The sequence below is a fragment of the Streptomyces sp. NPDC111507 genome (assembly GCF_055638955.1).
Genome location: NZ_JBVKBU010000008.1, coordinates 70,016 through 90,600 on the forward strand (window position 1 = coordinate 70,016; position 20,585 = coordinate 90,600).

General features: G+C 73.8%; 19 protein-coding genes. 1 reads left to right on the plus strand and 18 read right to left on the minus strand.

What is annotated here, in order from left to right; translation table 11 throughout:
• Positions 1–116: 116 nt before the first annotated feature.
• The 18 genes from ACZ7M2_RS29725 to fabD all read right to left on the minus strand — a co-directional run bounded on the left by ACZ7M2_RS29725 (position 117) and on the right by fabD (position 19,304).
• The gene (locus ACZ7M2_RS29725) at positions 117–587 is read right to left on the minus strand and encodes an ester cyclase (RefSeq protein WP_054231420.1); all 471 of its coding nucleotides are present in this window, start codon (positions 585–587) and stop codon (positions 117–119) included.
• Positions 588–693: 106 nt separating this feature from the next.
• Positions 694–1,263, minus strand: coding sequence for a cupin domain-containing protein (locus ACZ7M2_RS29730; RefSeq protein WP_471597888.1), 570 nt, complete (start codon positions 1,261–1,263; stop codon positions 694–696).
• A gap of 45 nt (positions 1,264–1,308) precedes the next feature.
• Positions 1,309–2,793 (minus strand): MFS transporter, encoded by a 1,485-nt coding sequence (locus ACZ7M2_RS29735; protein ID WP_471597889.1) that lies wholly within the window; start codon positions 2,791–2,793, stop codon positions 1,309–1,311.
• Positions 2,794–2,884: 91 nt separating this feature from the next.
• Positions 2,885–3,793 carry a TauD/TfdA family dioxygenase gene (locus tag ACZ7M2_RS29740; RefSeq protein WP_352053021.1) on the minus strand — a complete coding sequence of 303 codons (909 nt, stop codon included), beginning with the start codon at positions 3,791–3,793 and terminating at the stop codon, positions 2,885–2,887.
• Positions 3,790–5,418, minus strand: a complete 1,629-nt coding sequence (locus tag ACZ7M2_RS29745; RefSeq protein ID WP_471597890.1) for an AMP-binding protein — start codon at positions 5,416–5,418, stop codon at positions 3,790–3,792. The genes ACZ7M2_RS29740 and ACZ7M2_RS29745 overlap by 4 nt, the downstream gene beginning before the upstream one ends.
• On the minus strand, positions 5,408–6,061 hold the full coding sequence (locus tag ACZ7M2_RS29750; protein WP_075032267.1) for a thermostable hemolysin: 654 nt from the start codon (positions 6,059–6,061) through the stop codon (positions 5,408–5,410). The genes ACZ7M2_RS29745 and ACZ7M2_RS29750 overlap by 11 nt, the downstream gene beginning before the upstream one ends.
• A 44-nt stretch (positions 6,062–6,105) precedes the next feature.
• Entirely contained in the window at positions 6,106–7,302 is a 1,197-nt protein-coding gene (locus ACZ7M2_RS29755; protein WP_471597891.1) for an FAD-dependent oxidoreductase, read from the minus strand.
• Between the two features lie 35 nt (positions 7,303–7,337).
• Positions 7,338–8,330, minus strand: coding sequence for an aldo/keto reductase (locus ACZ7M2_RS29760; RefSeq protein ID WP_471598160.1), 993 nt, complete (start codon positions 8,328–8,330; stop codon positions 7,338–7,340).
• A gap of 140 nt (positions 8,331–8,470) precedes the next feature.
• On the minus strand, positions 8,471–9,325 hold the full coding sequence (locus ACZ7M2_RS29765; RefSeq protein WP_471597892.1) for an ester cyclase: 855 nt from the start codon (positions 9,323–9,325) through the stop codon (positions 8,471–8,473).
• A gap of 81 nt (positions 9,326–9,406) precedes the next feature.
• Entirely contained in the window at positions 9,407–10,540 is a 1,134-nt protein-coding gene (locus ACZ7M2_RS29770) for a 3-oxoacyl-ACP synthase III family protein (protein WP_471597893.1), read from the minus strand.
• 2 nt (positions 10,541–10,542) lie between these two features.
• The gene (locus ACZ7M2_RS29775) at positions 10,543–12,912 is read right to left on the minus strand and encodes a beta-ketoacyl synthase N-terminal-like domain-containing protein (protein WP_471597894.1); all 2,370 of its coding nucleotides are present in this window, start codon (positions 12,910–12,912) and stop codon (positions 10,543–10,545) included.
• Between the two features lie 44 nt (positions 12,913–12,956).
• Entirely contained in the window at positions 12,957–14,246 is a 1,290-nt protein-coding gene (locus tag ACZ7M2_RS29780) for a beta-ketoacyl-[acyl-carrier-protein] synthase family protein (RefSeq protein ID WP_471597895.1), read from the minus strand.
• Positions 14,243–14,746 (minus strand): 3-hydroxyacyl-ACP dehydratase FabZ family protein, encoded by a 504-nt coding sequence (locus ACZ7M2_RS29785; protein ID WP_471597896.1) that lies wholly within the window; start codon positions 14,744–14,746, stop codon positions 14,243–14,245. The genes ACZ7M2_RS29780 and ACZ7M2_RS29785 overlap by 4 nt, the downstream gene beginning before the upstream one ends.
• Positions 14,743–16,020: a beta-ketoacyl-[acyl-carrier-protein] synthase family protein gene (locus ACZ7M2_RS29790; protein WP_352053012.1), complete on the minus strand. Its 1,278-nt coding sequence runs from the start codon at positions 16,018–16,020 to the stop codon at positions 14,743–14,745. The genes ACZ7M2_RS29785 and ACZ7M2_RS29790 overlap by 4 nt, the downstream gene beginning before the upstream one ends.
• The gene (locus ACZ7M2_RS29795; RefSeq protein ID WP_471597897.1) at positions 16,017–16,469 is read right to left on the minus strand and encodes a hotdog family protein; all 453 of its coding nucleotides are present in this window, start codon (positions 16,467–16,469) and stop codon (positions 16,017–16,019) included. The genes ACZ7M2_RS29790 and ACZ7M2_RS29795 overlap by 4 nt, the downstream gene beginning before the upstream one ends.
• Before the next feature lie 33 nt (positions 16,470–16,502).
• Positions 16,503–17,270: an SDR family NAD(P)-dependent oxidoreductase gene (locus ACZ7M2_RS29800; protein WP_471597898.1), complete on the minus strand. Its 768-nt coding sequence runs from the start codon at positions 17,268–17,270 to the stop codon at positions 16,503–16,505.
• A gap of 458 nt (positions 17,271–17,728) precedes the next feature.
• On the minus strand, positions 17,729–18,151 hold the full coding sequence (locus ACZ7M2_RS29805; RefSeq protein WP_257016084.1) for an acyl carrier protein: 423 nt from the start codon (positions 18,149–18,151) through the stop codon (positions 17,729–17,731).
• A 184-nt stretch (positions 18,152–18,335) separates the two neighbouring features.
• The gene (gene fabD / locus ACZ7M2_RS29810; protein ID WP_471597899.1) at positions 18,336–19,304 is read right to left on the minus strand and encodes an ACP S-malonyltransferase; all 969 of its coding nucleotides are present in this window, start codon (positions 19,302–19,304) and stop codon (positions 18,336–18,338) included.
• 282 nt (positions 19,305–19,586) lie between these two features.
• On the opposite strand from fabD, the gene ACZ7M2_RS29815 reads away from it, so the two are divergent.
• Positions 19,587–20,183, plus strand: a complete 597-nt coding sequence (locus ACZ7M2_RS29815) for a TetR/AcrR family transcriptional regulator (protein ID WP_180292654.1) — start codon at positions 19,587–19,589, stop codon at positions 20,181–20,183.
• The last annotated feature ends 402 nt before the right edge of the window (positions 20,184–20,585 follow it).

Sequence of the window (20,585 nt, forward strand, 5' to 3'; positions counted from 1 at the left end):
AGCTCCTCCCCCCTCCCTCTTACCCCGCCCTGCTCCCCCCTCCCCTATTTTCTTCCTGCCCTCCCCCCCCCTCCCCCTCTAACCCCCCCCCGCGCCGCGCCCGTGGAAGGGGGGGGTCAGGCGAGCTGGCGCTGGAAGGTGGCGATGTCGAAGTAGAGGGTCTCGTCGATCAGGACGTCGCCGTCGAAGTGGAAGAAGACGGCGACGGGGGCGTCGATGGACTTGCCGCGGTTGGGGATGCCGCGCCAGTCGGCCTGCTGCCTGCCGCGGGCCTGTGCCTCGAGGATCACGGCGGTGGGCGTGTGGTGCACGTGGTGCAGTTCGTGCTCGAGGTCGGGGAAGGCGGCCTTGAGGTCGGCGAAGTAGCCCTTCTTGATGGCTTCTTCGCCGATCAGCGGGCCCTCTTCGAAGGCCTGGATGCGGTAGACGCCGCCGCGCGGGAAGGTGGCCAGCACGCCGTCGATGTCCCAGGCGATCTCGGCGACCGTGTGCTGCAGGACGACCGCCTCGCGCTTCTTGCGCAGTTCGGCGTCGGGCTGCGGGAGATCCGCGCCGGGCAGGGTGAATTCGTGTGCTTCGGTGGCCATGACCATTCCTCCACGCATCGGCCGTCTTCGGTTGGGGCCGACGCTAGGGCGCACGGCTCGCTGCGCCCTTGGGTCCGGCTCGAACTGCGTGCCGCTGCCGGTGTGTTCAGGCGGTGGGCTGGAGGGTCGTGGTGTTCTGGGGCGGGCGGTAGGTGGGGCGGTAGCCGCAGGCCAGGGAGAGCGGGGACAGCAGCAGGCACAGGGCCGTGTCGAGGGGGTAGGGGCGGCCGGTGACGACGCGGTACTCGTCGCGGAAGGCGAGGGCGAGCAGCGGCATCTGCAGGCGGGGGGTGCCATCGGGGCGCAGCCGGCCTTCGTTGGTCAGGCCCCAGAGGGTCTCGAAGACGGTTTCGGTCTGGTAGGCGGGGGTGGTGCGCCAGATGACCCGGGTGGGTTCGGGGCCGGGGTTCCACATGGAGTGGACGGCGCCCGGCGGGATGTAGAAGTCGGCGCCTTGTTCGTACTCGTGCAGGACGCCGTCGAGTTGGAGGCTGAGGCGGCCGCTTTCGAGGCGCATGTGTTCGGTCTGGCGGGGGTGGTAGTGCTGGGGCGGTTTGATGACGGCGGGGGCGTACTCGACTTCGACTTCGACGAAGGCGCCGTCGGTTTCGGCGGCGGTGGTCAGGAAGGTGAGCTTGTCCTTGCCGAGGTGGAGGGTGTCTCCGGGGCGTGCCATGGGCCTCTCCGTGTTTGTTGGGGGGCTGGGGGGGTTGGGGGGTGGTCAGGCGGTGCGGGGGCCGGCCGGGGCGGGGGCGCGGCGGTGGCGGGGCAGTCCGAAGTAGGCGGTGAGCAGGTTGAGGACGCCGATGCCGGTGGCGATCCAGAAGCCGAGGTGGAGGCCGTCCAGCCAGGCCAGGGCGGGGGCGGTGTGGTGGGTGAGTTCGTGGGTGGTGCGGGTCAGGGCGCTGGTGGCGACGGTGGCCACGCCGAGGGAGGCGCCGACCTGGAAGGCGGCGACCAGGACGCCGGAGGCGATGCCCTGCTGGCGGGCGGGGATGTCGGAGACGCCGTGCACGTTGACGGGGATGCCGCAGCACTGCATGGACGCGCCGAGGATGAGCAGGGCGGGCAGCAGGTGCAGCAGGTAGGTGCCGTCGGCCGGGGCCTGGGTGAGCAGGAGGAGGCCGAGCACGGAGCCGGCGGCGCCGGCGAGGTAGACGGGGCGGGGGCCGGCCTTGTGCATGATGCGGGTGGCGGGGGCGGTGACGAGGATGGCGACGACGCCCAGAGGCAGGAACGCGAACCCGGACTTGAGGGTGGAGTAGCCCAGGGTGCGCTGCAGGTAGTAGCTGCACAGGAAGAGCACGGACGCCTGCACGCCGCTGGTCAGGACGCGGCCCAGGCCCGCGGTGGCCAGGGAGCGGGTGGCGAACAGGTGCAGCGGCATCAGCGGGTCCGGGGTGCGGCGTTCGATCAGGACGAACGCGGCGAGCAGGGCGAGGGAGGCGGCGGCCGGGGCCAGGACGTAGGGCGCGGAGGCGGCGCCGTGGTCCTGGATGTTGACGATGGCGTAGACGAGGGCGGCCAGGCCCGCGGTGACGGTGACGGCGCCGGCGATGTCGGGGCGCGAGCCGCGGATACGGGTCTCGGGGCGGCCCCGGGACAGCAGCAGGACGCCGGCGACGGCGACGATCCCGAAGGGCAGGTTGATGTAGAAGATCCAGCGCCAGCTGAGGCTGTCGGTGATCAGGCCGCCGGCGATGACGCCGAGGGTGCCGCCGAGGCCGGCCAGCGCGGCCCACACGGCGAGCGCGGTGGTGCGTTCGCGGCCCTTGGGGAAGGTGGTGGTGACCAGGGACATCGCGGCCGGTGAGAGGAACGCGGCGCCGCAGCCCTGCAGGGCGCGGGCGGCGATCAGCAGGCCGGCGCCCTGGGCGAGTCCGCACAGCAGGGAGGCGGCGGTGAACAGCAGGGCGCCGAGCAGGAAGGTGCGCCGCCTGCCCCAGCGGTCGGCGGTGCGGCCGCCGAGCAGCATGAGGCCGCCGAAGCACAGGATGTAGGCGGTCAGCACCCATTCGACGGCGGTGGCGCCGGCCTTGAGGTCGGCCTGGATGGCGGGCAGGGCGAGGTTCACCACGGTGGTGTCGAGGAGCACCATGAACTGGGCGAGGGCGACGAAGACGAGCAGGCGCCAGCGGCGGGGGTCCGCTGCGGCGCCGGCGGGTGCGGTGTCCGTCGTGCGGGCGGCGGTGTGGTCGGTGGTCATGGCTCCCTCTCGGATGAAGCTGCCTCCCGCCCCTCTGCCCCTCTCCCCTTTCTTCGTCCGGTGGGGGGTGGGGGCGGGAGGGGCGGCCCGGTCAGGCGGCGGGTGCCTCGATGTAGCTGAGGGCGTTGTAGATGGTGCGGTCGGGGTCGGTGATGGCGCGCCGGCCGTGCATGACGCGGGTGTTGTCGATGACGGCGGCGTCGCCGTCCTGCCAGTCGAGGTTCTCGGTGAGGCGGGCGGTCACCTCTTCGACCTCGGCCAGCAGCTGCGGGGACAGGGCGGTGCCGTCGGCGAAGGTGATGGTGGGCTTCTCGTAGTTGAAGGAGGGGCCCAGGATGCTGTTGGCGAAGGAGGGGCGCGGCCCGAACACGGTGGTGCCGGCGGCGGGGGTGGTGAAGGAGTAGCGCACCCCGCCGTCGTCCTGCGGCACGATCTCGGTGCCCGGCAACTGGCCTGCCAGTGCGAGGAGTTCTTCGACGCCGATCTGGTCGGCGGGCTTGGTGCGGCCCAGCAGGTGGTGGGCCATCGCCCGCCACTGCGGCTCGGCGACGTAGCGGCTGTAGACGATGTCCTGGGCCGCGAATGCCGTACGGGCCTGGGGGCTGAGGGCGTCCCAGACGCGGTAGCCGTCGCAGACGGTGGTCTGGGAGCCGGAGGAGGCGGCCTTCTCGCAGAAGAACCAGGCGAGGTGGGAGCGGAAGGGGCTGTTGCCGTTCTCGGTGTGCAGGCCCACCTCGTCGAAGCCGGCGTCGACCTTCTGGGCGACCTCGGAGTAGAAGTCGCGGGCGGGGTCGAGGGTGGTGGAGGTGGAGGTGTGCTGCACCAGGGCGGTGAAGGCGTCCATGTCCGCGCCGAAGCCGCGCAGCAGCAGGAAGCCGGCCTGGGAGAGCAGGTCGCGCAGTTCCTTGGGGTCGACGCCGTCGAGGCCGCCGGGGCCTGCGGCCTCGACCAGCAGGCCGCTGCCGGTGCCGTAGGGGGTGGTCTTCACAGCCGTGCTCATGCCTTCTCCTGGGTCTCGGGGGCCGCGGCCGCGGCGGGGGTGTGGGGCTGGTCGAGGACGTGCGCGCGCACGACGTCGCGGCGGGGGCGTCCGGTGACGGTGAAGCAGGTGGCGTAGGCGGGGTCGTCCTCGGACATGAGGTGGACGACGGCGGCGCGTTCGATGCCGGAGAGTTTTTGCCGGCCGAAGTCGGTGATCTCGCGGCGGGCGGTGTCGTGGTCGAGGCCGGCGTCGATGACGAACAGGCCGTGGACCTGGTCGAGGCCGTCGGCGACGACGGCGGCCTCGCGGACGAAGCCGAGTTCGCGGTAGCGGGCCTCGACCCATTCGGGGGCCACGTTGCGGCCGCCCGCGGTGATGACGAGGTTCTTCTTGCGTCCGGTGATCCGCAGATAGCCGTCGGCGTCGATCTCGGCGAGGTCGCCGGTGTGCAGGCGGCCCTGGTCGTCGACGACGACGCTGGAGGGGTCCTCGCGGGTGTAGCCGGCGAACAGGGAGGTGCTGCGGATGAGGAGTTCGCCGTCGTCGGCGAGTTCGGCCTGCACGTGGTCCAGGGGGCGGCCGACGGTGCCGAAGCGGACGGCGCCGGGGAAGTTCCAGGACACCACGGAGGAGTTCTCGCTCAGCCCGTAGCCCTCGTGGACGGTCAGTCCGTAGGCGTCGAGGCGCTGGAGGATCTCCGGGGGGACGGGGGCGCCGCCGCAGGCGATGAAGACCGGCCCGTCGTGTCCGAAGATCCGCCGGTGGCGCTCGGGGATGCTCTCGGCGGGCTGCTGGTCGCACAGGGCGAGGAAGAGGCCGGCGACGGTGGGCGGCACGACCAGGGCGGTGGGGCGGGCCGCTCGCAGCAGGGTGAGCATGCGGGGGGCGGCGTCGGCGGCGGTGCCGACCAGGGCGGTGCCCGGCGGCAGGAAGGACACCGAACCGCCTGCCAGGAAGGGCATGTAGAGGCCGGCGACCTGCTCGATGAGGAGGCTGAGCGGGACGATGGACAGATAGCGCTCGAAGATCTCCGGGCGGGTGCGGGCGCGCAGGGAGGTGAGGAGTTCGTCCAGGCCGTGCCGGCGGATCTGTACGCCCTTGGGGGCGGAGGTGGTGCCGGAGGTGTGGATGACCTTGATGATCTCGTCGTGTCCGGGAATCTGCGGGGGCGCGGCGGGGCGGGGTGCGCGGGCCAGGGCGGGCAGGTCGAGGGGAAGGACGCGGCAGCCGTCGGGCAGGACGGGCTGGGGGTTGCCGGCGCGCCAGCGGGCCAGGGCGGCTTCGCCTGCGGTGTCGGTGAGGCACAGGTCGGCGCTTTCCAGGAGGGAGGCGGCCTGCTGTGCGGTGAAGGCGGTCGGGACGGGGATCTCGACGGCGCCGGCGAACAGGGCGGCCAGGTCGGCTACGACCCATTCGGGCGAGTTCTCCGCGAGCAGTCCCACCCGGGCCGGCCGGCCCAGCGCCTGGGCCTGTTCCTGGAGCCGGGCGGCCAGGGTGAGGGCGGCGCCGGTCAGGTCGCGGTAGCTGAAGGCGGCGGGCGCCGAGCCGTCGGCGGCCAGCACGCGGACCATGACGGCGTCGCTGCCGGCCCGCTTGAGGAGTCCCTGGGCGAGGGAGAGGCGGGCGGGGGTGTCAGGCGGCACGGGTGAGCACCCCCTGCTGCGGGCGGTTGCTCAGCAGCCGCATGTCGACCGAGGTGAAGCAGTAGCGGCCGATGGCGGCCAGCAGCAGGGTGGACTGCTCGGCGGCCTCGGCGTAGCCGACGACGGGCCGGGTGTCGTAGTAGGAGCCCCATGCGGCCCGTTCGCCTTCGGGCAGGCGTTCCGCGCTGGCGTCGGCGAGGGGGTGGAAGACGCAGCCCAGGCGCTGCATGAGGGCGGCGAGCCGGCCGGTCATGGTCATCACCGCGTACGGGCGGCCCAGGCAGGCCATGATCAGCGGGATCGCCTTGATGATCTCGGCGCCGGCGGCGGCCCGTACCGAGGCGATGGAGCCGATCTGCAGGACCTGGGAGCGTTTGACGGGGGCGCCCACGGCCCGGGTGATGACGTCTTCGACGGGGGCGTCGAGGTAGCGCTCGAGCAGGATGCTCTCTTCCTCGGGGAAGGACAGGCCCGCGCAGGCGAGGACTTCCTCCTGGCCGTCGGCGGCGGTCTCGAAGAAGGCGAGGAAGCCGTCCGGGTCGGGCGAGATGCTCGCCTGGTACTGCTTGGCGAACACCAGCCGGGCGAGGTCCGCGGCGGTCTGCCAGTCCGGGGTGCCGCGCTCGGACAGGGTGATTCTCATGTGCTGCGCTCCCTAACAGGGTGGGGTGGGACGCGAAGGGGGACTCATCGCCCGAGTACCGCGGGACGGTGCGCCGCCGGCCGGGCGTTCAGGGCGAGTTGGGCGGCCCGCAGGGCGCTGTTGATGGAGGTCTCGGCGAGGATGCCGGGGGCGGCGACGCTGTCGCCGGCCAGGAACACGCCGTCCCCGCGGTCGACGGCGGGCCGGTCGCGCCAGCTGAGGCCGGGCAGGTCCAGGGCGCCGGTGCGGCCGCGGGAGACGCCTTCGCGGCGCCACAGGAGGCGGGTGCGCCAGCCGGGGGTGGTCAGGTCGAAGAGTTTCTCCAGCCGGGCCAGGGCGTCGGCCTTCGACTCGCCGGGCCGCAGCGGCATCTGTCCCTGGAAGAGGGCCTGGCCGTTGGGGGCGAGGGAGGGGTCGTGGTCGGAGTACTGGGAGGTGAAGCCGCCCTCGTCCATGTCGAAGGAGACGTTGCCGTCCTTCTTGGAGTGGGTGACGGCCATGTCCAGCAGGGCGGCGGTGCCGCTGGGCCATTCAAGGCCGGGGTCGCCGAGCAGGCTGCGCGCGGAGGCCAGCGAGGTCGCCACGATCACCGGTCCGCCGGCGGGCAGTTCGCTCAGCCGTGAGCCGGTCTCGATGATGACGCCGCGGGCGCGGGCGACGCGTTCCATGCGGGCGATCAGCGCGCCCCAGCCGCCGATGAAGTAGCGGCTGGGCAGCGGGAAGCGGGGGGTGCCCACGCGCAGCAGCCGCTCCCACACGAAGGCCGCCGACAGCCGTCCGGGGTCGCCGTCGAAGAGGATCGGGCCGAGGAAGCCGAGGGCCTCGTTCACGGTCTGCTGGGCGAAGCGTTCACTGGCCCAGTCCTGGAAGGAGCGGTCGACGGGGACCTCGATGCCGCGGTGGCGCCAGGTCATCTTCATGTAGCCGGACGGCAGGGTCATCCGCAGCCGGCCCTGGTGGCGAAAGCGCATCCGGGTCCACTCGTGGAAGGACAGCCGCACGTAGCGGCCGGCCAGTCCGCGCTGCAGCAGCCAGTGCCAGGCGTCGCCGTTGTCGAAGAAGGTGTGCGGCCCGTCGTTGGTGACGTAGGGGCCGGCGGCCGAGCGGGCGCGGCCGCCGGTGTGGGAGTGGGCCTCGTGGACGGTGACGCGGGCGCCCTGTTCGGCGGCGGAGATCGCCGCGGTCAGGCCGGCCAGTCCGCCGCCGATGATCGTGATGTTCGCCATGGTTATCGCACTCACTTCGCCTTCGAAGGCCCGCGGGCCGGGGTCGGGGGTCAGCCCTCGAGGGTGGCCATGGCACCGACGGGGTAGCGGTCGCCCGCCGTGGAGCCGTGGGGGGCGATCTCGTCGAGGGCGGCGAGGTCGGCCGCGCTCAGCTCGACGGCGCAGGCGGCGAGGTTCTCCTCCAGGTAGGTGACGCGTTTGGTGCCGGGGATGGCGACGACGTCGTCGCCCTGGGCGAGGACCCAGGCGAGGGCGAGCTGTCCGGCGGTGATCTTCTTGGCGGCGGCCAGTGCCTGCAGCCGCTCCACGACGTGCAGGTTCGTCTCGAGGTTGCCCTGCTGGAAGCGGGGCACGACGCGGCGGAAGTCGTGTTCGGCGAGGGCGTCGAGGCTGCGGATGGCTCCGGTGAGCAGGCCGCGGCCCAGCGGGCTGTAGCCGACGAAGCCGATGCCCAGCTCGCGGACGGCCGCAAGGACGCCGTTGGCCTCGACGTCGCGGGTGGACAGGGAGTACTCGGTCTGTACGGCGGTGAGCGGGTGCACGGCGTGGGCGCGGCGGATGGTGGCGGCGGACGCCTCGCAGATGCCGAGGTGGCGGACCTTGCCGGCGGTGACGAGGTCGGCGAGTGCGCCGGTGGATTCCTCGACGGGGACGGCGGGGTCGACGCGGTGCAGGTAGTACAGGTCGAGGCGGTCGGTGCCCAGCCGGCGCAGGGTGGCGTCGATGGAGGTGCGGATGTAGTCGGGGCGGCCGTTGAGGCGGCCGGTGATGGTGCCGTCGGCGGTGACCTCGTTGCCGACCTTGGAGGAGACGGTGATGCTGTCGCGGCGGCCGGCGATGACGCGGGCGACGAACTCCTCGTTGCTGTGCGGGCCGTAGAAGTCCGCGGTGTCCAGGAGGTTCACGCCCAGTTCCAGGGCGCGGTGCGCGGTGCGCAGGGCTTCCTGGTCGTCGGCGGGCCCGTAGGCGAAGGTCATGCCCATGCAGCCGAGTCCCTGCTCGGAGACCTCCAGCCCCTGGCTGCCGAGTTTTCGTTGCCGCATCATCGGTTCCTTCCTGAGCCGTGCACGGGGCAGTTGTCGTCTAGCAGTGACCGTCTAGCAGTGACAGTGTCGGTGTCTTTGCTAGAGAAGTGGTGGGGTGCCGGTCCCCCGGTGCTCGGACGGCGGTCGGCCGGCGGTGGTCAGCCTGTGGTGGCCAGTTCGCTGGTGACGGACATCCAGGTGTGGCCGGCCTGGGCGGCGTTGGCGGCCAGGTGGGTCCACGGGTCGGTGCCCAGCACCGCGGCCGCTTCCCGGCGCAGCCAGGAGTCGAAGGGGTCGGCGGAGGCCGCCAGCCGGCGGGCGGCGCCCTGCGGGTCGCGGGCCTCGATCCGGTGGACCAGGACGTCCTGGCCGCCCAGGGGCTGGAGGGCGAAGGACTCCTGGAGGATGCCCGCGCGGCGCCGGGAGGCCTCGTAGGCGCGCAGTTGCTTTCCGGCGAGCTCGGCCTGCAGGGCGTGCCAGGCGCCGGCGGCGCCGGGCGGCAGCGGCAGCAGGGCGCCGGCGCTCGTGACGGTGCGGCGGGCCGCGGTGCGGGCGGCGGGGGCGAGCCGGCGCAGGCCGAGCACGGCCAGCATGTTGGACTCCACGCCGATGCCCCAGCGTTCGGCGATCAGGCCGTCGGCCAGCAGCCGCCACACCACGACGCCGGTGAACTCGATGGCCTGTCCGGTGGGCGGCGCGCCGAGGAAGTCGCCGAGGTGGGTGCCGCGCCAGGTGTTGTGGATGACGACGTGGTCGCCGTGGGCGCTCATGTCCTCGATGGTCACGTGCAGGTCGGGGAAGCCCTCGCGCAGGCCGGCGATGGTGTAGCGGACGCCTTCGAGGCCTTCGGGGGCGCCGGGCAGCGGCTGGTGGTCGATCATGCGGGGGCTGTAGATCTCGTCGACGACGGAGAAGTCGCCCTGGTTGACGAAGGCGTCGAAGACCCGGCGGATGGTCTGCTTGTTGCGTTCCTCCACGCTGCGGGCGGTGCGCTCCGTCTCGTGTATCGACACGTTCTCTCGTCCTTCGGTCTCGGCGTCCCGCGGGTGCGGGGGCGCAGGTCACAGGGGCGGCGGGCGGGTGTCCGGGGCGGGTCAGCGGCCGGGGAAGGGGGCGTCCCAGGTGAGGGTGAGGCCCGCGTACAGGTAGCGGCTGGCCTCGATGGCCAGCAGCAGGACCGTGTCGCCGGGGCGGATGCGGCCCTCGCGCCAGCCGGCGTCGAGGGCCAGGGGGACGGCGGCGGAGCCGGTGGCGCCGACGTCGGTGAGGTTCTCCACGATGGTCTTGCTCAGGGTGGCCTGGTCGGCGGGCGGCAGTCCGGCGGCGGCGTACTCGCTCGCGAAGTACTCGGCGTTGCCCTCGGGCAGCACGCACGCGTCGAGGTCGGCCAGGGTCAGGCCGGAGCGGGTGAGCAGGTCGTGGATGCCCTCGACGAAGACGCGGGGGCCGAACTGGGCGGTGCCGGGGATGTCGAGGCGGATGTCCATCAGGCGGGGGCGGCGCTGCTGTTCGGCGAGGGGGGCGTCGGTGCCGCCGCCGACGATGAGCATGCCGGGTTTGCGGGCGCCGCCCAGGGAGCGGGTGGCGAAGACGGGGCGGTGGCGGCCGTGGGCGGAGCCCTCCTCGCCGGCGCGCAGCACCAGGGCGCCGGCGCCGTCGCCGAAGGTGTAGACGGTCAGCCGGTCGCGCATCCGTACGCGTTCGGGGTCGCGGCCCAAAAAGACGGGGGCCAGCAGCGGGGAGACGGCCTCGGCGCCGATGACCAGGGCGGTGGTGTAGGTGCCGTCGGCGAGCAGGCGGCGGGCGATGTCGTGGGCCTGGACGGCGCCCACGCAGCCGGCGCGGACCTCGATGACCGCGCAGTCCTTGAGGCCGAGCTGCTGCTGGACGTAGGTGGCGGCGACGGGCAGGAGGTAGTCGGGGCTGGCGGTGGACAGGACGATCAGGTCGATCTCGTCCGCCTGGACGCCGGCCCGCTCGAGGGCCTGGCGGGCGGCGGCGGTGGCCATCTGCGAGGTGCTGGTGGTGTGGGCGCCGGTGGCCGGGTCGATCATCCAGTGCCGGCGCTTGACCTGGATGCCGTCCAGGACGTCGGCGGGCAGCGGGCCCGTGATGCGGGCCAGGGCGTCGTTGTCGAGGGCCTCGCCCGGCAGGTGGGCGCCGGTGGCCAGGACCGAGACATGGCGGGCGCGGGGTTCGGCGGGCGGGGCGGTGGGGGTGTGGGGCATGGTCAGTTCTCCGTTGCGGGACGCAGGACGAGGCTGATGTGGGTGCCGCCGAGCGAGGAGCTGTTGATGAGCACCGGCCCCGCCGCCACCCCGCTTGCCGGGGTGGTCCAGGCGGTGAGGGCGAGGAGGGCGGCGAGCTGGGCGCCCGCGCCGACCGGTTCGCCCAGGGTCTGTTTGGGGGTGTGCACCGGGCAGTGGGCCTCGGCGGCCAGCCGGCCGGTGGCGAGGGCCTCGGGAGTGTCCGCGCGGGTGAGGCCGGCGGCGTTGGCCCAGATGCCGGTCAGCTCGCCGGGGGTGAGGCCGGCGTGGGTGAGGGCGGCGCGCATGGCGCGCTCGACGCCCTCGCCGTCGGCATTCCAGCGGCCGATGCCGGCCGCGTCGCCGGCGGCGCCGTGGCCGGCGAACTCGGCCAGGATGCGGGCGCCGCGGGCGCGGGCGCTGGATTCGCGTTCCAGGACGAGGGCGATGCCGGCCTCGGCCAGGGTGTAGCCGGCGTCGTCGAACAGCGGCAGCTGGCGGTAGGCGGCCAGCACGCCCGGGGAGAGGTCCTCGACCGCCGGGCACAGCACCGCCTCGGCGCGGTGCTGCAGCAGCAGGTCGTGGGCGACGGTCAGGGCGGAGGCGCCGGCGGCGTGTCCGGTGGTGACGGTGGAGGTGGGGCCCTTGGCGCCGACGTGCATGGCGACCTGGCCGGCGGCGGCGTTGAAGACGGTGTTGGGGAAGACGGCGGGGCTGCCGTGGGCGGGGCAGCCGCCCAGCACCGGCAGCAGGAAGTCCTCGATGCTGCGCATCGGGCCCAGTCCGGTGCCCAGGACGACCCCGGTGTGCTCGTCGGCCTGAAGGCCGGCGTGGGCGAGGGCGGCGCGGCAGGAGGCGACGGCGAGCTGGGAGAGGCGGTCCATGCGGCGCCGGTCGCGGGCGCCGATGTGGGCGCCCGCGTCGAAGACGGCGCGGGCCACGCGCAGGCCGTCCTCGTCGGCGCCCAGCCGCCGCCCCTGCCGCCAGGCCTCCCACAGCGCCTCGAGGCCTTCGCCGGCGGGGGTGAGGGCGGCGCCCCCGGTGATGACGACCTTCTCGGCGGCGGGCGGGGCGGGGACGGTGAAGCGCCGTCCGGAGGGCCAGCCGAAGGCGACGCAGGCGTTGGCGCCGGCGAAGGCGAAGTTGTTGGACAGGGCGGCGTTCATGGCCAGTTCGCGGCCGGTGTCGGGGACCGCGTCCAGCCCGCACTTGGGGTCGGTGCCGGTGAAGTTGGCGGTCGGCGGGGCGATCTGTTCGACCAGGGCCTTGACGGTGACGATGGCCTCGACCGCGCCGGCCGCGCCCAGCAGGTGGCCGATCATCGACTTGGAGCTGCTCAGGGCGGTCTTCTGGGCGGCCTCGCCGAACGCGGCACGCACCGCGTTGGACTCGGCGGAGTCGTTCTTGGGGGTGCCGGTGCCGTGGCCGTTGATGTAGCCGACGTCCCCCGGGGTGATGCCGGCGGCCTTCAGGGCGCCGCGGATGGCGCGGGCGGCGCCCTCGCCCTCGGGGTGCGGGGCGGTGGCGTGGTAGCCGTCGGCGGACAGGCCGTAGCCGAGGACCTCCGCCAGGACGGGGGCGCCCGCGGCGCGGGCCACCGACTCCTCGGCCAGCACCAGCATGCCCGCGCCTTCGCCCAGGGACAGCCCGTCGCGGTCCTTGGAGTAGGGGGCGGCGGGTTTCTCCGACAGTGACTGGAGGCTGGTGAAGCCGGCGAACGCGGTCTCGGTGAAGGCGTCGCTGCCGCCGGCGAGCATCGCGTCCGCGCGGCCCGCGGCGATCGCCTCGGCGGCGTGCGCGATGGCGTGCGCGCCCGAGGCGCAGGCGGTGTTGACGGACAGGGCCGGCCCCTTGAGAGCGAAGGCGCCGCTGAGTGCCTCGGCGATGGCCTGCGGCGGGACCAGCAGGTAGTGCAGGGCGTCGCCCTGCAGGGTGGTGCCCTCGCGGCTGCGGCGGGCGAGTTTCTCGGCGCTGCGCAGGCCGCCGTTGCAGGAGCCGAACGCCACCCCCCAGCGTTCGGCGGGCAGGCCCGCAAGGCCCGCCTGCTGGAGGGCTTCGGCGGCGGCGGTCAGCGCGAAGTCGACGGCCGGTTCCCGCTCGCTGCCGCCGAAGGCGGCCAGGTAGTCGTAGGCGGGCCGGGACAGGGGGGGCACTTCGCCGCCGATGGCCGTGCCGTAGCCGTCCATCGGCATGCCGGTGACCGGGCCGATGGCCGAATGCCCGGCCCGGATGCCCTCCCACAGCGCGGCGGCGCCCTCGCCCTGGGCGGTCACGGCGCCGACACCGCAGACCACCACGGTCCGGGGCCGGGCCGCGGTGTCCGGCCGTACGGCGCGGTCGTGGACGTCGGTCATGGCCGCACTCCTTTCGGATATGGCGGGTGTTGCGGGTGTGTCGGTCATGAGGTCCGTCCCAGGGCGACGGCGACGGCCTGGCCCTCCAGGCCGCGGGCCAGGGCCAGGGCGCTGTCGGGCCGGGTGTGGCGGGGGGTGAGGGGGACGTAGTCGAGGTCGCACTCGGCGGCGGGGTGGTGGAGGTTGAGGGTGGCGGGCACGGTGCCGCTGTCCAGGGCGAGGGCGGCGACGGCCGCGTTCAGTGCGCCGGCGCCGCCGACGAGGTGCCCGGTCTGCGGTTTGACGCTGCTGATCTGGGCGGACTTGGCGGCCGTGCCCAGGGCGTCGTGCAGGGCGACGGTCTCGCTGGCGTCGCCCTGCAGGGTGGCGCAGCCGTGCGCGGCGATGTAGCTGCCGTCGGGGAAGGGCCGCTGGGCATCGGCGAGGGCGCGGTTGATGGCGCGGGCCAGGCCGCGGGCGCGGGGCTGGGGGCTGGGCGGGCGGACGCAGTCGTTGCCGGCGCCGAAGCCGGTGATCTCGGCGTAGCAGCGGGCGCCGCGGGCCAGGGCGTGTTCGCGTTCCTCCAGGACCAGGAGGGCCGCTCCCTCGCCGAAGACCGAGCCGGAGCGGTCGCGGTCGAAGGGCCGGAAGGCCTCGGTGCCCAGGTCGGTGCGGGTGCTCAGGACGCCCAGGCCGTCCATCTTGGACATCGCCCACCAGCCGGTGGCGTCGTCGTAGCCGCCCGCGAGCACGAGGTCGGCCTCGCCGCGGCGTACGGTGCGCATGCCCCGGCCGATCGCCATCGCGCCGGAGTCGGCGGTGCCGGCGAAGTAGGCGTTGGCGCCGCGGATGCCGTACTTCTCGGAGATGTGGAAGGCGGCGGCGGGCTGCAGTCCCTCGACGAAGAACAGCGGGGCGATCACCGAGGAGGCGCTCTGCCCCAGCCGGTGCAGGTCGGGGGTGCCGTCGTCGGCGCGCACGGCCTGCAGCTGGGCGATGAGCTCGTCCATGCGGGGCATTTCCTTGTTGCTGCCCAGGAACAGGCCCGCGCGCTGTCCCAGGTCGCTCCCGTCGTCCAGGCCCGCGTCCCGCAGGGCGAGGGTGGCGCCGGCCAGGGCGAGCTGGTCGCCGCGGCACAGCATGCGCAGGGTGCGCCGCGAGGCCCACTGGGCGGGGGTGAAGGAGGGGATCTCGGCGCCGATGCCGGTGCGCAGCGGGGCGGGGTCGTAGGCGCGCAGCGGTCCGATGCCGCAGCGGCCCTCCAGCAGGCTGTGCCAGGTCTCGGCGGCGCTCTGGCCGATCGCGGTCATCAGGCCGATGCCGGTGACCATCACGCGGCGGCGCTGCTCGCTCATGCTGTGCCCTCCCGGGTCGTCTCGTCGCTGACCAGGGCCAGGACACGGGCGGTGGCGACCACCCGGCCGCCGGCCCGGGCGGTGGCCCGGCACTCGGTGCGGTGCGGGCCGTGAGCAGTCACCTCGACGGTGAGGTGGACCTGGTCGCCGGGGCCGACGAAGTGCTTGAAGCGCACGCCGCGCACGGCGGCCAGGCGCCAGGTGCCGGGGCCCGCGGCGGTACGGGCGAGCGCGGCCATGCTCTCCAGCAGCAGCACGCCGGGCAGCACGGGGTGGCGCGGGAAGTGGTCGGTGAAGCAGGTCAGGGTGGCGGGCACGTTGCGCACGGCCGCCGCCCGCTCGCCGACGACAACCTCCAGCAGCCGGTCGAACCCGCCCAGGCCGCCGCCGGGCACGGCGGCGGCCTGGGATCCCGCGCCGGGGGCGGGGCCGGTCGTGACGGCCGTGGATCCCGCAGCGGGGACGGGGGCGGGTCCCGCGGTGGGGACGGTGGTGGTCATGTGTCCTCCCGCGGGGCGCCGACGACGAGGCTGGTGTTGCTGCCGCCGAACGCGAACGCGTTGATCAGGGCCGCCGCCACCGGCATCGGGCGGGCGGTGTGCGGCACGTAGTCGAGGTCCAGGCCGCGGTCGGGCCTCTCGAGGTTGACGGTGGGCGGGACCAGGGAGTGGCGGATCGCGCCGAGCGCGGCCAGCACGCCCAGGCCCAGGCTGGCGGAGGTGAGGTGGCCGGCCATCGACTTGGGGGCGCTGACCACCAGACGGCGGGCGTCGTCGGCGAAGACCTTCTTGATGGCGACCGTCTCGGACTGGTCGTTGCCGTGGGTGCTGGTGCCGTGCGCGACGACGTAGTCGATGCCGGCGGTGCCCAGCCCGGATTCGCCGATCGCCGCCTCCATGGCCTGGACGGCGCCGGAGCCGTCCGGCGGGGAGTCGGTGATGCGCCAGGCGTTGAGGGTGGAGCCGTAGCCGAGGACCTCGCCCAGAACGGGCGCGCCGCGCTCGCGGGCGGCGTCGAGGTCCTCCAGGACGACGGCGACGGCGCCCTCGCCGATCACGAAGCCGGAGCGGTCGGCGTCGAAGGGCCGCGAGGCGCGTGCGGGATCGTCGTTGTGACGGTCGGTCAGCGCGCCCAGCAGGCTGAAGCCGAGCAGGTCGAGCCAGGTGGTCAGGGAGTCGTAGCCGCCGGCGACCATCAGCCGGGCGTCGCCCTCCTGGATGGCGCGGTAGGCCTCCCCGATGGCGTGCCCGGAGCCGGAGCAGGCGGTGGAGATCCCGATCATCGGCCCGGTCGCGGACATCATCCGGGCCATCGCGCTGAGCGGCACGTTCTGGTCGTCGGTGAGGGTGACGGCCGGCGGGTGGCACAAGAACGCGTCCGCGCGGCCGGTGGTGGCGCGCAGGTGGCCGACGTCCAGGAGGGCCTGCAGCTCGGGGCGGCCGACGCTCGCGCCCATCGCCACCCCGCGCTCGCCGAAGTCGTACACCTCCTCCCCCAGGTCCTCGGCCCGCGCGGAGCGCAGCGCCTCCCAGGCGGCCGCGACACCGAACAGGCCCACCCGGGAGAGGTGTTTGCGTCCGATGCGGGCCGGGATCGCCGTGGCCGGGTCGAAGTCCTTGACCTGGGCGGCGATACGCACCGGGAAGCCGGCCGCGTCGAAGGTGGTCAGCGGCCCGACGCCGCTGCGGCCGGCGGCCAGGCCCTGCCAGGTGGTGCCGGCGTCGTTGCCCAGCGGGGTGACGGCGCCGACGCCGGTGATGGCTACGCGGGTCATCGCACCGGCCCCCCGCCCTGCAGCTGGTGCGCCATGCGCCGGGTGGCGGCCGGGTCGTCGAGGCGTTCGGCGTCGATGAGCGCGCACAGGATGCCGCTCGCCTCGAGGACGTTCTCGCCGTCCACGGTGACGGTGCCGTCCAGCAGGGCGGCCTCCTCGCTCATCGACTCGACGGTGGCGTGCAGGCGCAGCACCTCGCCGGGGCGCACCGCGCGGTGCGCGGTGGCCTCGCCGACCGCCAGCAGCGCGGCGCGCAGCCGGTGGTCGGTGGAGAGCATGATCAGCCAGGTGGCGGACTGGCACAGGGCCTCCAGGGCCAGCCCGAAGGGCAGCGCGGGTCCGTCGCCGGTGTCCTGCCAGTAGGTCTCCTCGGCGGAGGTGACCTTGCGCGCGGTGATGTGCTCGCGGGGCGCGCAGCTCTCGATCCGGTCGATCAGATGGAATCGCATCGTCGTCTCTTCTTCCGTTCCCTCACGCGTCCGTTACGGGCGGCCGATGCCGAGCTGGGCGGAGAACCCGCCGTCCACGCAGAGCAGTTCGCCGGTGGTGTAGCCGGAGTCGGGGCCGGCCAGGAACACCGCGGCCGCGGCGACCTGGCCGGCGGTGGCGAACCGGCGCAGCGGGATCTGCCGCTTGATGCTCTTGCCGCCGTCGCGCTGCAGCACGCCGTCCACGAGTTCGGTCGGGGTGAACCCGGCCAGGACCGCGTTGACCCGGATGCCGAAACGGGCGAGTTCGACGGCGGCGCAGCGGGTGAAGGAGTTCAGCGCGCCCTTGGAGGCCGAGTAGTTGGCCTGGCCGATCCAGCCGCGTTCGCCCATCGCGGAGGAGATGTTGACGATGGTGGCGTCGCCGCGGGCCATGAACTGTTCCAGGACGGCGTGGGTGCAGTGCCAGGCGCCGCCGAAGTTGGTCTTCATGACGTTCAGCCAGGCGTCCGGCGGTGCGTCGTAGATGAGGCCGTCGTCGCTGGTGCCCGCGTTGTTGACGAGGATGTCGAGGGGGCCCAGGAGGCGGGTGGCCTCCTGTACCAGGCGGGCGGCCTGCTGCGGGTCGGCGACGTCGGCGGCGATGGCCGCGGCCCGGCCGCCCGCCGTCTCGATCTCCTTGACGACCGCGGCGGCGTCCTCCTGGCGGGAGCGGTAGTTGACGGCGACGGCCGCCCCCTGCTCGGCCAGGGCCAGGGCGATGGCCCGGCCGATGCCGCGTGAGGCACCGGTGACCAGGGCGGTGCGGTCCTTCAGCTTCATCTGGATTCCTCCGTGGATACCCCAGCCTTCGGGCTGGGGAGGAAACGGACTCCTGCGGGGCAGGGCAGGGCAAGACGATGCGCCGCCAGGGGATCGTCGTTCACCGGCAACTGCCCGCGGATGCAGTAGCGTTGCCAGGCCCAGTCGGTGATAGCCAAGCCGGCCGGGCCTACCGCCGGGCTGGCGGGATGTCAGGTCTGTGGAGCTGGCGTAAGACTGCTGGGCGTACCAACGTCCCCCGCCGTTGATTCGGGGCAGCTGCTGTCTGAGAAGCAGAAAGCTCAACCCGCGAGGGAAGAATCCCCCTGCTTCAGCTGGGGGAGATGCCAACTGTCTCTTCCCGTTTCTGCTACGAGGGGGCGGTGGCCGGCCGGGGCCCGCGCGGGCGCCAGGGGCGGCGGGGGTGCGGGACGCCGTTGGCCCGCACCGCCACCGGCCCCGGGGGGAGGGGTCCGGGTTCAGGCGGCGTGCTGGGCCGCGGCCCGCTCGGTCAGCAGGTCGGTGAGGTTCTGCACGGTGAACAGGCCCAGCACGCCCTCGGCGGTCAGCGGCTCGCTGAGCTGGCTGCGGTCGAACTGCGGCAGGACCTTCTCCAGGTGGGTGAGGCCGGTGTCGTTGACGACCTCGTTCTCGTCGCCGAACTCCTCGTCGGGGATGCCGCCCTGCAGCAGGGCGGCGATGTCGGCCACGGTGATCTTCACCTTGGTGGCGCGCTCGATACGGAAGAGGATGTCGAGCAGGTCGATCGACTCGGCACCCAGCTGCCCGAGCAGGGTCGCCTCGGGCACGGCCTCGGCCTCGTCGATGCCCAGGGCGTCGGCGATGGCGGCCTGGACCGCGCAGAAGTAGTCGGTCGAGGTGGGGGTCAGGGTTTCGGACACCGTTGGCTGCCTTTCGGATGGGTCGTTCCGCCGGTACGGGCCCGGGGGCCCGCACCGGACGGACGGGAGAGGAAAAAGAAGAGGAAGAGAAGGGAAGAGAAGGGGCGGAGGGAGAGGGAGAGAGGCGGAGGGAACGGGTGGCGGGGACGGTGGGGGCGGGCCGGGGGCCGGTCCGCGCGCCGGGTCAGGCGGCGGCGCCAGGGGCGGGCTCCTGCCCGAGCTCGCGCAGAGTTGCGGAGATCCGGCGCGCGTCGTGGGTGCTGCGCACCACGGAGTGGACGCCGGTGCGGTTGGCGAAGCCGCTGAGCACCCGGCCGGGACCGACCTCCAGGCAGCCGTCGACGGCGTGCGCGGCCACCGCGCCCAGCACGTCCGCCCACCGCACCGGCCCGGCCAGCTGACGGCGCAGCAGATCGCGGGCGTGGCCGCCGTCGCGCACCAGGGTGCCGGTCACCGAGCTGATCACGGGCAGCTGGGGCGCGCTGAAGCGCACGTGCTCCAGTTCGGCGGCGAACTCGTCCTCGATCGCCCGCATCAGCGAGCAGTGGAAGGGCGCCGAGACCTTCAGCGCCACCGCCCGCTCGGCGCCCGCGGCCAGTGCCCGGCGGGCGGCCTCCTCGACCGCGGGGCGCTGTCCGGAGATCACGGTCTGGCCCGGCTCGTTGTAGTTGGCGACCTCCACCACGCCCAGGGGGGCGCAGTCCGCGCAGATCTCCTCGATCCGGGCGGCGGCAAGGCCCAGTACGGCCGTCATCGCGCCGCCGACCTGCCGGGAGACCCCCGCCATCAGCTCGCCCCGGCGGCGCACCAGCCGCAGCGCCGCCTCGGCCTCCAGCACCCCGGCGGCCACCAGCGCGGGGTACTCCCCCAGGCTGTGCCCGGCCACCACGGCGGGCACGAAACCCGCCTGATCGCGCAGTACCTCAAGGACCGCGAGGCTGGTGGCGACGATGGCGGGCTGGGCGATCTCGGTCGGGGCCAGCTCCTCCTCCGGCGCGGTGCTGCACAGCGCGGTCAGCGGCAGGCCGGTCGCGTCCTCGGCGCGGGCCAGGACGCGCCCGGCGGTGCGGGGGTGTTCACGCAGCAGATGCCCGGCCATGCCCGCGCGCTGCGAGCCCTGCCCGGGAAACATCGTGAAGAGATTGTCGATCATCCCCGTTCCTGCCTCACTGAGTTGTCGGAAGAACCGTCGGAAAACTGCGGAAGAACTACCGGAAGAACTGCCGGAAGAGCTGTCCGAAGACCTGGAAGAACGGTCCGCTGAACGGTCCGGGAGAGCGGTCCGGGAGAGCTGTTTCCAGAGCCGGAGAAAGGTCATCGGGCGGTCGGCGGGCGGTACTTGATTCTGTGAATCTGCCACGGGGTTCTGGCGCATTCCTTGAATGCGTCTGGACCGGCACTACGGCGCCCGGCAATCAGCCACTAACGTGCTGGCATGGTGAGGATGAGTGCAGACGAGCGGCGCCGGAGCGTCATCCGCGCGGCTGTGAGCGAATTCGCCCGGGGCGGGTACGACGGCACGTCCACCGAGGCCATCGCCCGGCGTGCGGGGGTGTCGCAGCCGTACCTCTTCCGGCTCTTCGCGGGCAAGCGGGCGCTCTTCCTCGCGGCGGCGCGGTGCTGCCTGGCCGACACCGCCCGGCTGTTCACCGAGGCCACCGAGGGCCTGGCGGGCGAGGAGGCACTGCGCGCCATGGCCAACGCCTACACCCGCGTCATCGTCAAGGAGCCGGAGCGGCTGCTGATGCAGATGCAGGTGTATGTCGCGGTGGCGGCGGGCGAGGCGGACGGTGACGCGGCGTTCGGGGAGGCGGTGCGGGCCGAGTGGCGGCGGCTGTGGGACACCGTCCACCGGCCGCTCGGCGCGGACACCGGCCAGACCACCACGTTCATGGCGTACGGGATGCTGGTCAACGTCCTGGTCTGCCTGGGGTTTCCGCCCGAGGACCCGCTCTGGGACGGGCTGTATCCGGCGGCGCGGGCCGGGGCGCGGCAGCCGGGCGCCCTGCAGCGGCGGCCGGCGCCCGGCTGACGGCCGGGCGGGACCGGTGGGGCGGTACGCGGCCGGGCTGGACCGGGTTGGACTGGGCCGAAAACCGAGGGGCCGGATCCGGGCTGGGGCAGCGGGGTGCGGCCGGGACGCCGAGCCCAGGGCCGAGGCCCAGGCCCGCGGTCCGTGCTCATGCCCCGTGAGCCGTGGCTCGTAACCCCGTGGCTCGTAACCCCGTGGCCCGTGAGTCAGAGGCGGCGGGTACGGCGCCGGGACCGGGGCCGGTCGGCCGGACCCGGAACCCGGACCGCCCGCGGTCCGTGAGCCGGGGGCTGCGGGGAGGACAGCCGGGGCTGGATCTCCGGGACCGGGTCCCGGTCCGCCCGTGGCCCGTGGCTCAGGGGCCGTGGGACCAGTCCGTGCGCGGGGCTCCGGCCCACGGGT

What these genes read in the sequence shown, in the direction of transcription:
- ACZ7M2_RS29725 (WP_054231420.1), bottom strand. Translation starts at nt 587, where the DNA reads ATGGCCACCGAAGCACACGAATTCACCCTGCCCGGCGCGGATCTCCCG.
- ACZ7M2_RS29730 (WP_471597888.1), bottom strand. Translation starts at nt 1,263, where the DNA reads ATGGCACGCCCCGGAGACACCCTCCACCTCGGCAAGGACAAGCTCACC.
- ACZ7M2_RS29735 (WP_471597889.1), bottom strand. Translation starts at nt 2,793, where the DNA reads ATGACCACCGACCACACCGCCGCCCGCACGACGGACACCGCACCCGCC.
- ACZ7M2_RS29740 (WP_352053021.1), bottom strand. Translation starts at nt 3,793, where the DNA reads ATGAGCACGGCTGTGAAGACCACCCCCTACGGCACCGGCAGCGGCCTG.
- ACZ7M2_RS29750 (WP_075032267.1), bottom strand. Translation starts at nt 6,061, where the DNA reads ATGAGAATCACCCTGTCCGAGCGCGGCACCCCGGACTGGCAGACCGCC.
- ACZ7M2_RS29760 (WP_471598160.1), bottom strand. Translation starts at nt 8,330, where the DNA reads ATGCGGCAACGAAAACTCGGCAGCCAGGGGCTGGAGGTCTCCGAGCAG.
- ACZ7M2_RS29770 (WP_471597893.1), bottom strand. Translation starts at nt 10,540, where the DNA reads ATGCCCCACACCCCCACCGCCCCGCCCGCCGAACCCCGCGCCCGCCAT.
- ACZ7M2_RS29775 (WP_471597894.1), bottom strand. Translation starts at nt 12,912, where the DNA reads ATGACCGACGTCCACGACCGCGCCGTACGGCCGGACACCGCGGCCCGG.
- ACZ7M2_RS29780 (WP_471597895.1), bottom strand. Translation starts at nt 14,246, where the DNA reads ATGAGCGAGCAGCGCCGCCGCGTGATGGTCACCGGCATCGGCCTGATG.
- ACZ7M2_RS29785 (WP_471597896.1), bottom strand. Translation starts at nt 14,746, where the DNA reads ATGACCACCACCGTCCCCACCGCGGGACCCGCCCCCGTCCCCGCTGCG.
- ACZ7M2_RS29790 (WP_352053012.1), bottom strand. Translation starts at nt 16,020, where the DNA reads ATGACCCGCGTAGCCATCACCGGCGTCGGCGCCGTCACCCCGCTGGGC.
- ACZ7M2_RS29795 (WP_471597897.1), bottom strand. Translation starts at nt 16,469, where the DNA reads ATGCGATTCCATCTGATCGACCGGATCGAGAGCTGCGCGCCCCGCGAG.
- ACZ7M2_RS29800 (WP_471597898.1), bottom strand. Translation starts at nt 17,270, where the DNA reads ATGAAGCTGAAGGACCGCACCGCCCTGGTCACCGGTGCCTCACGCGGC.
- fabD (WP_471597899.1), bottom strand. Translation starts at nt 19,304, where the DNA reads ATGATCGACAATCTCTTCACGATGTTTCCCGGGCAGGGCTCGCAGCGC.
- ACZ7M2_RS29815 (WP_180292654.1), top strand. Translation starts at nt 19,587, where the DNA reads ATGGTGAGGATGAGTGCAGACGAGCGGCGCCGGAGCGTCATCCGCGCG.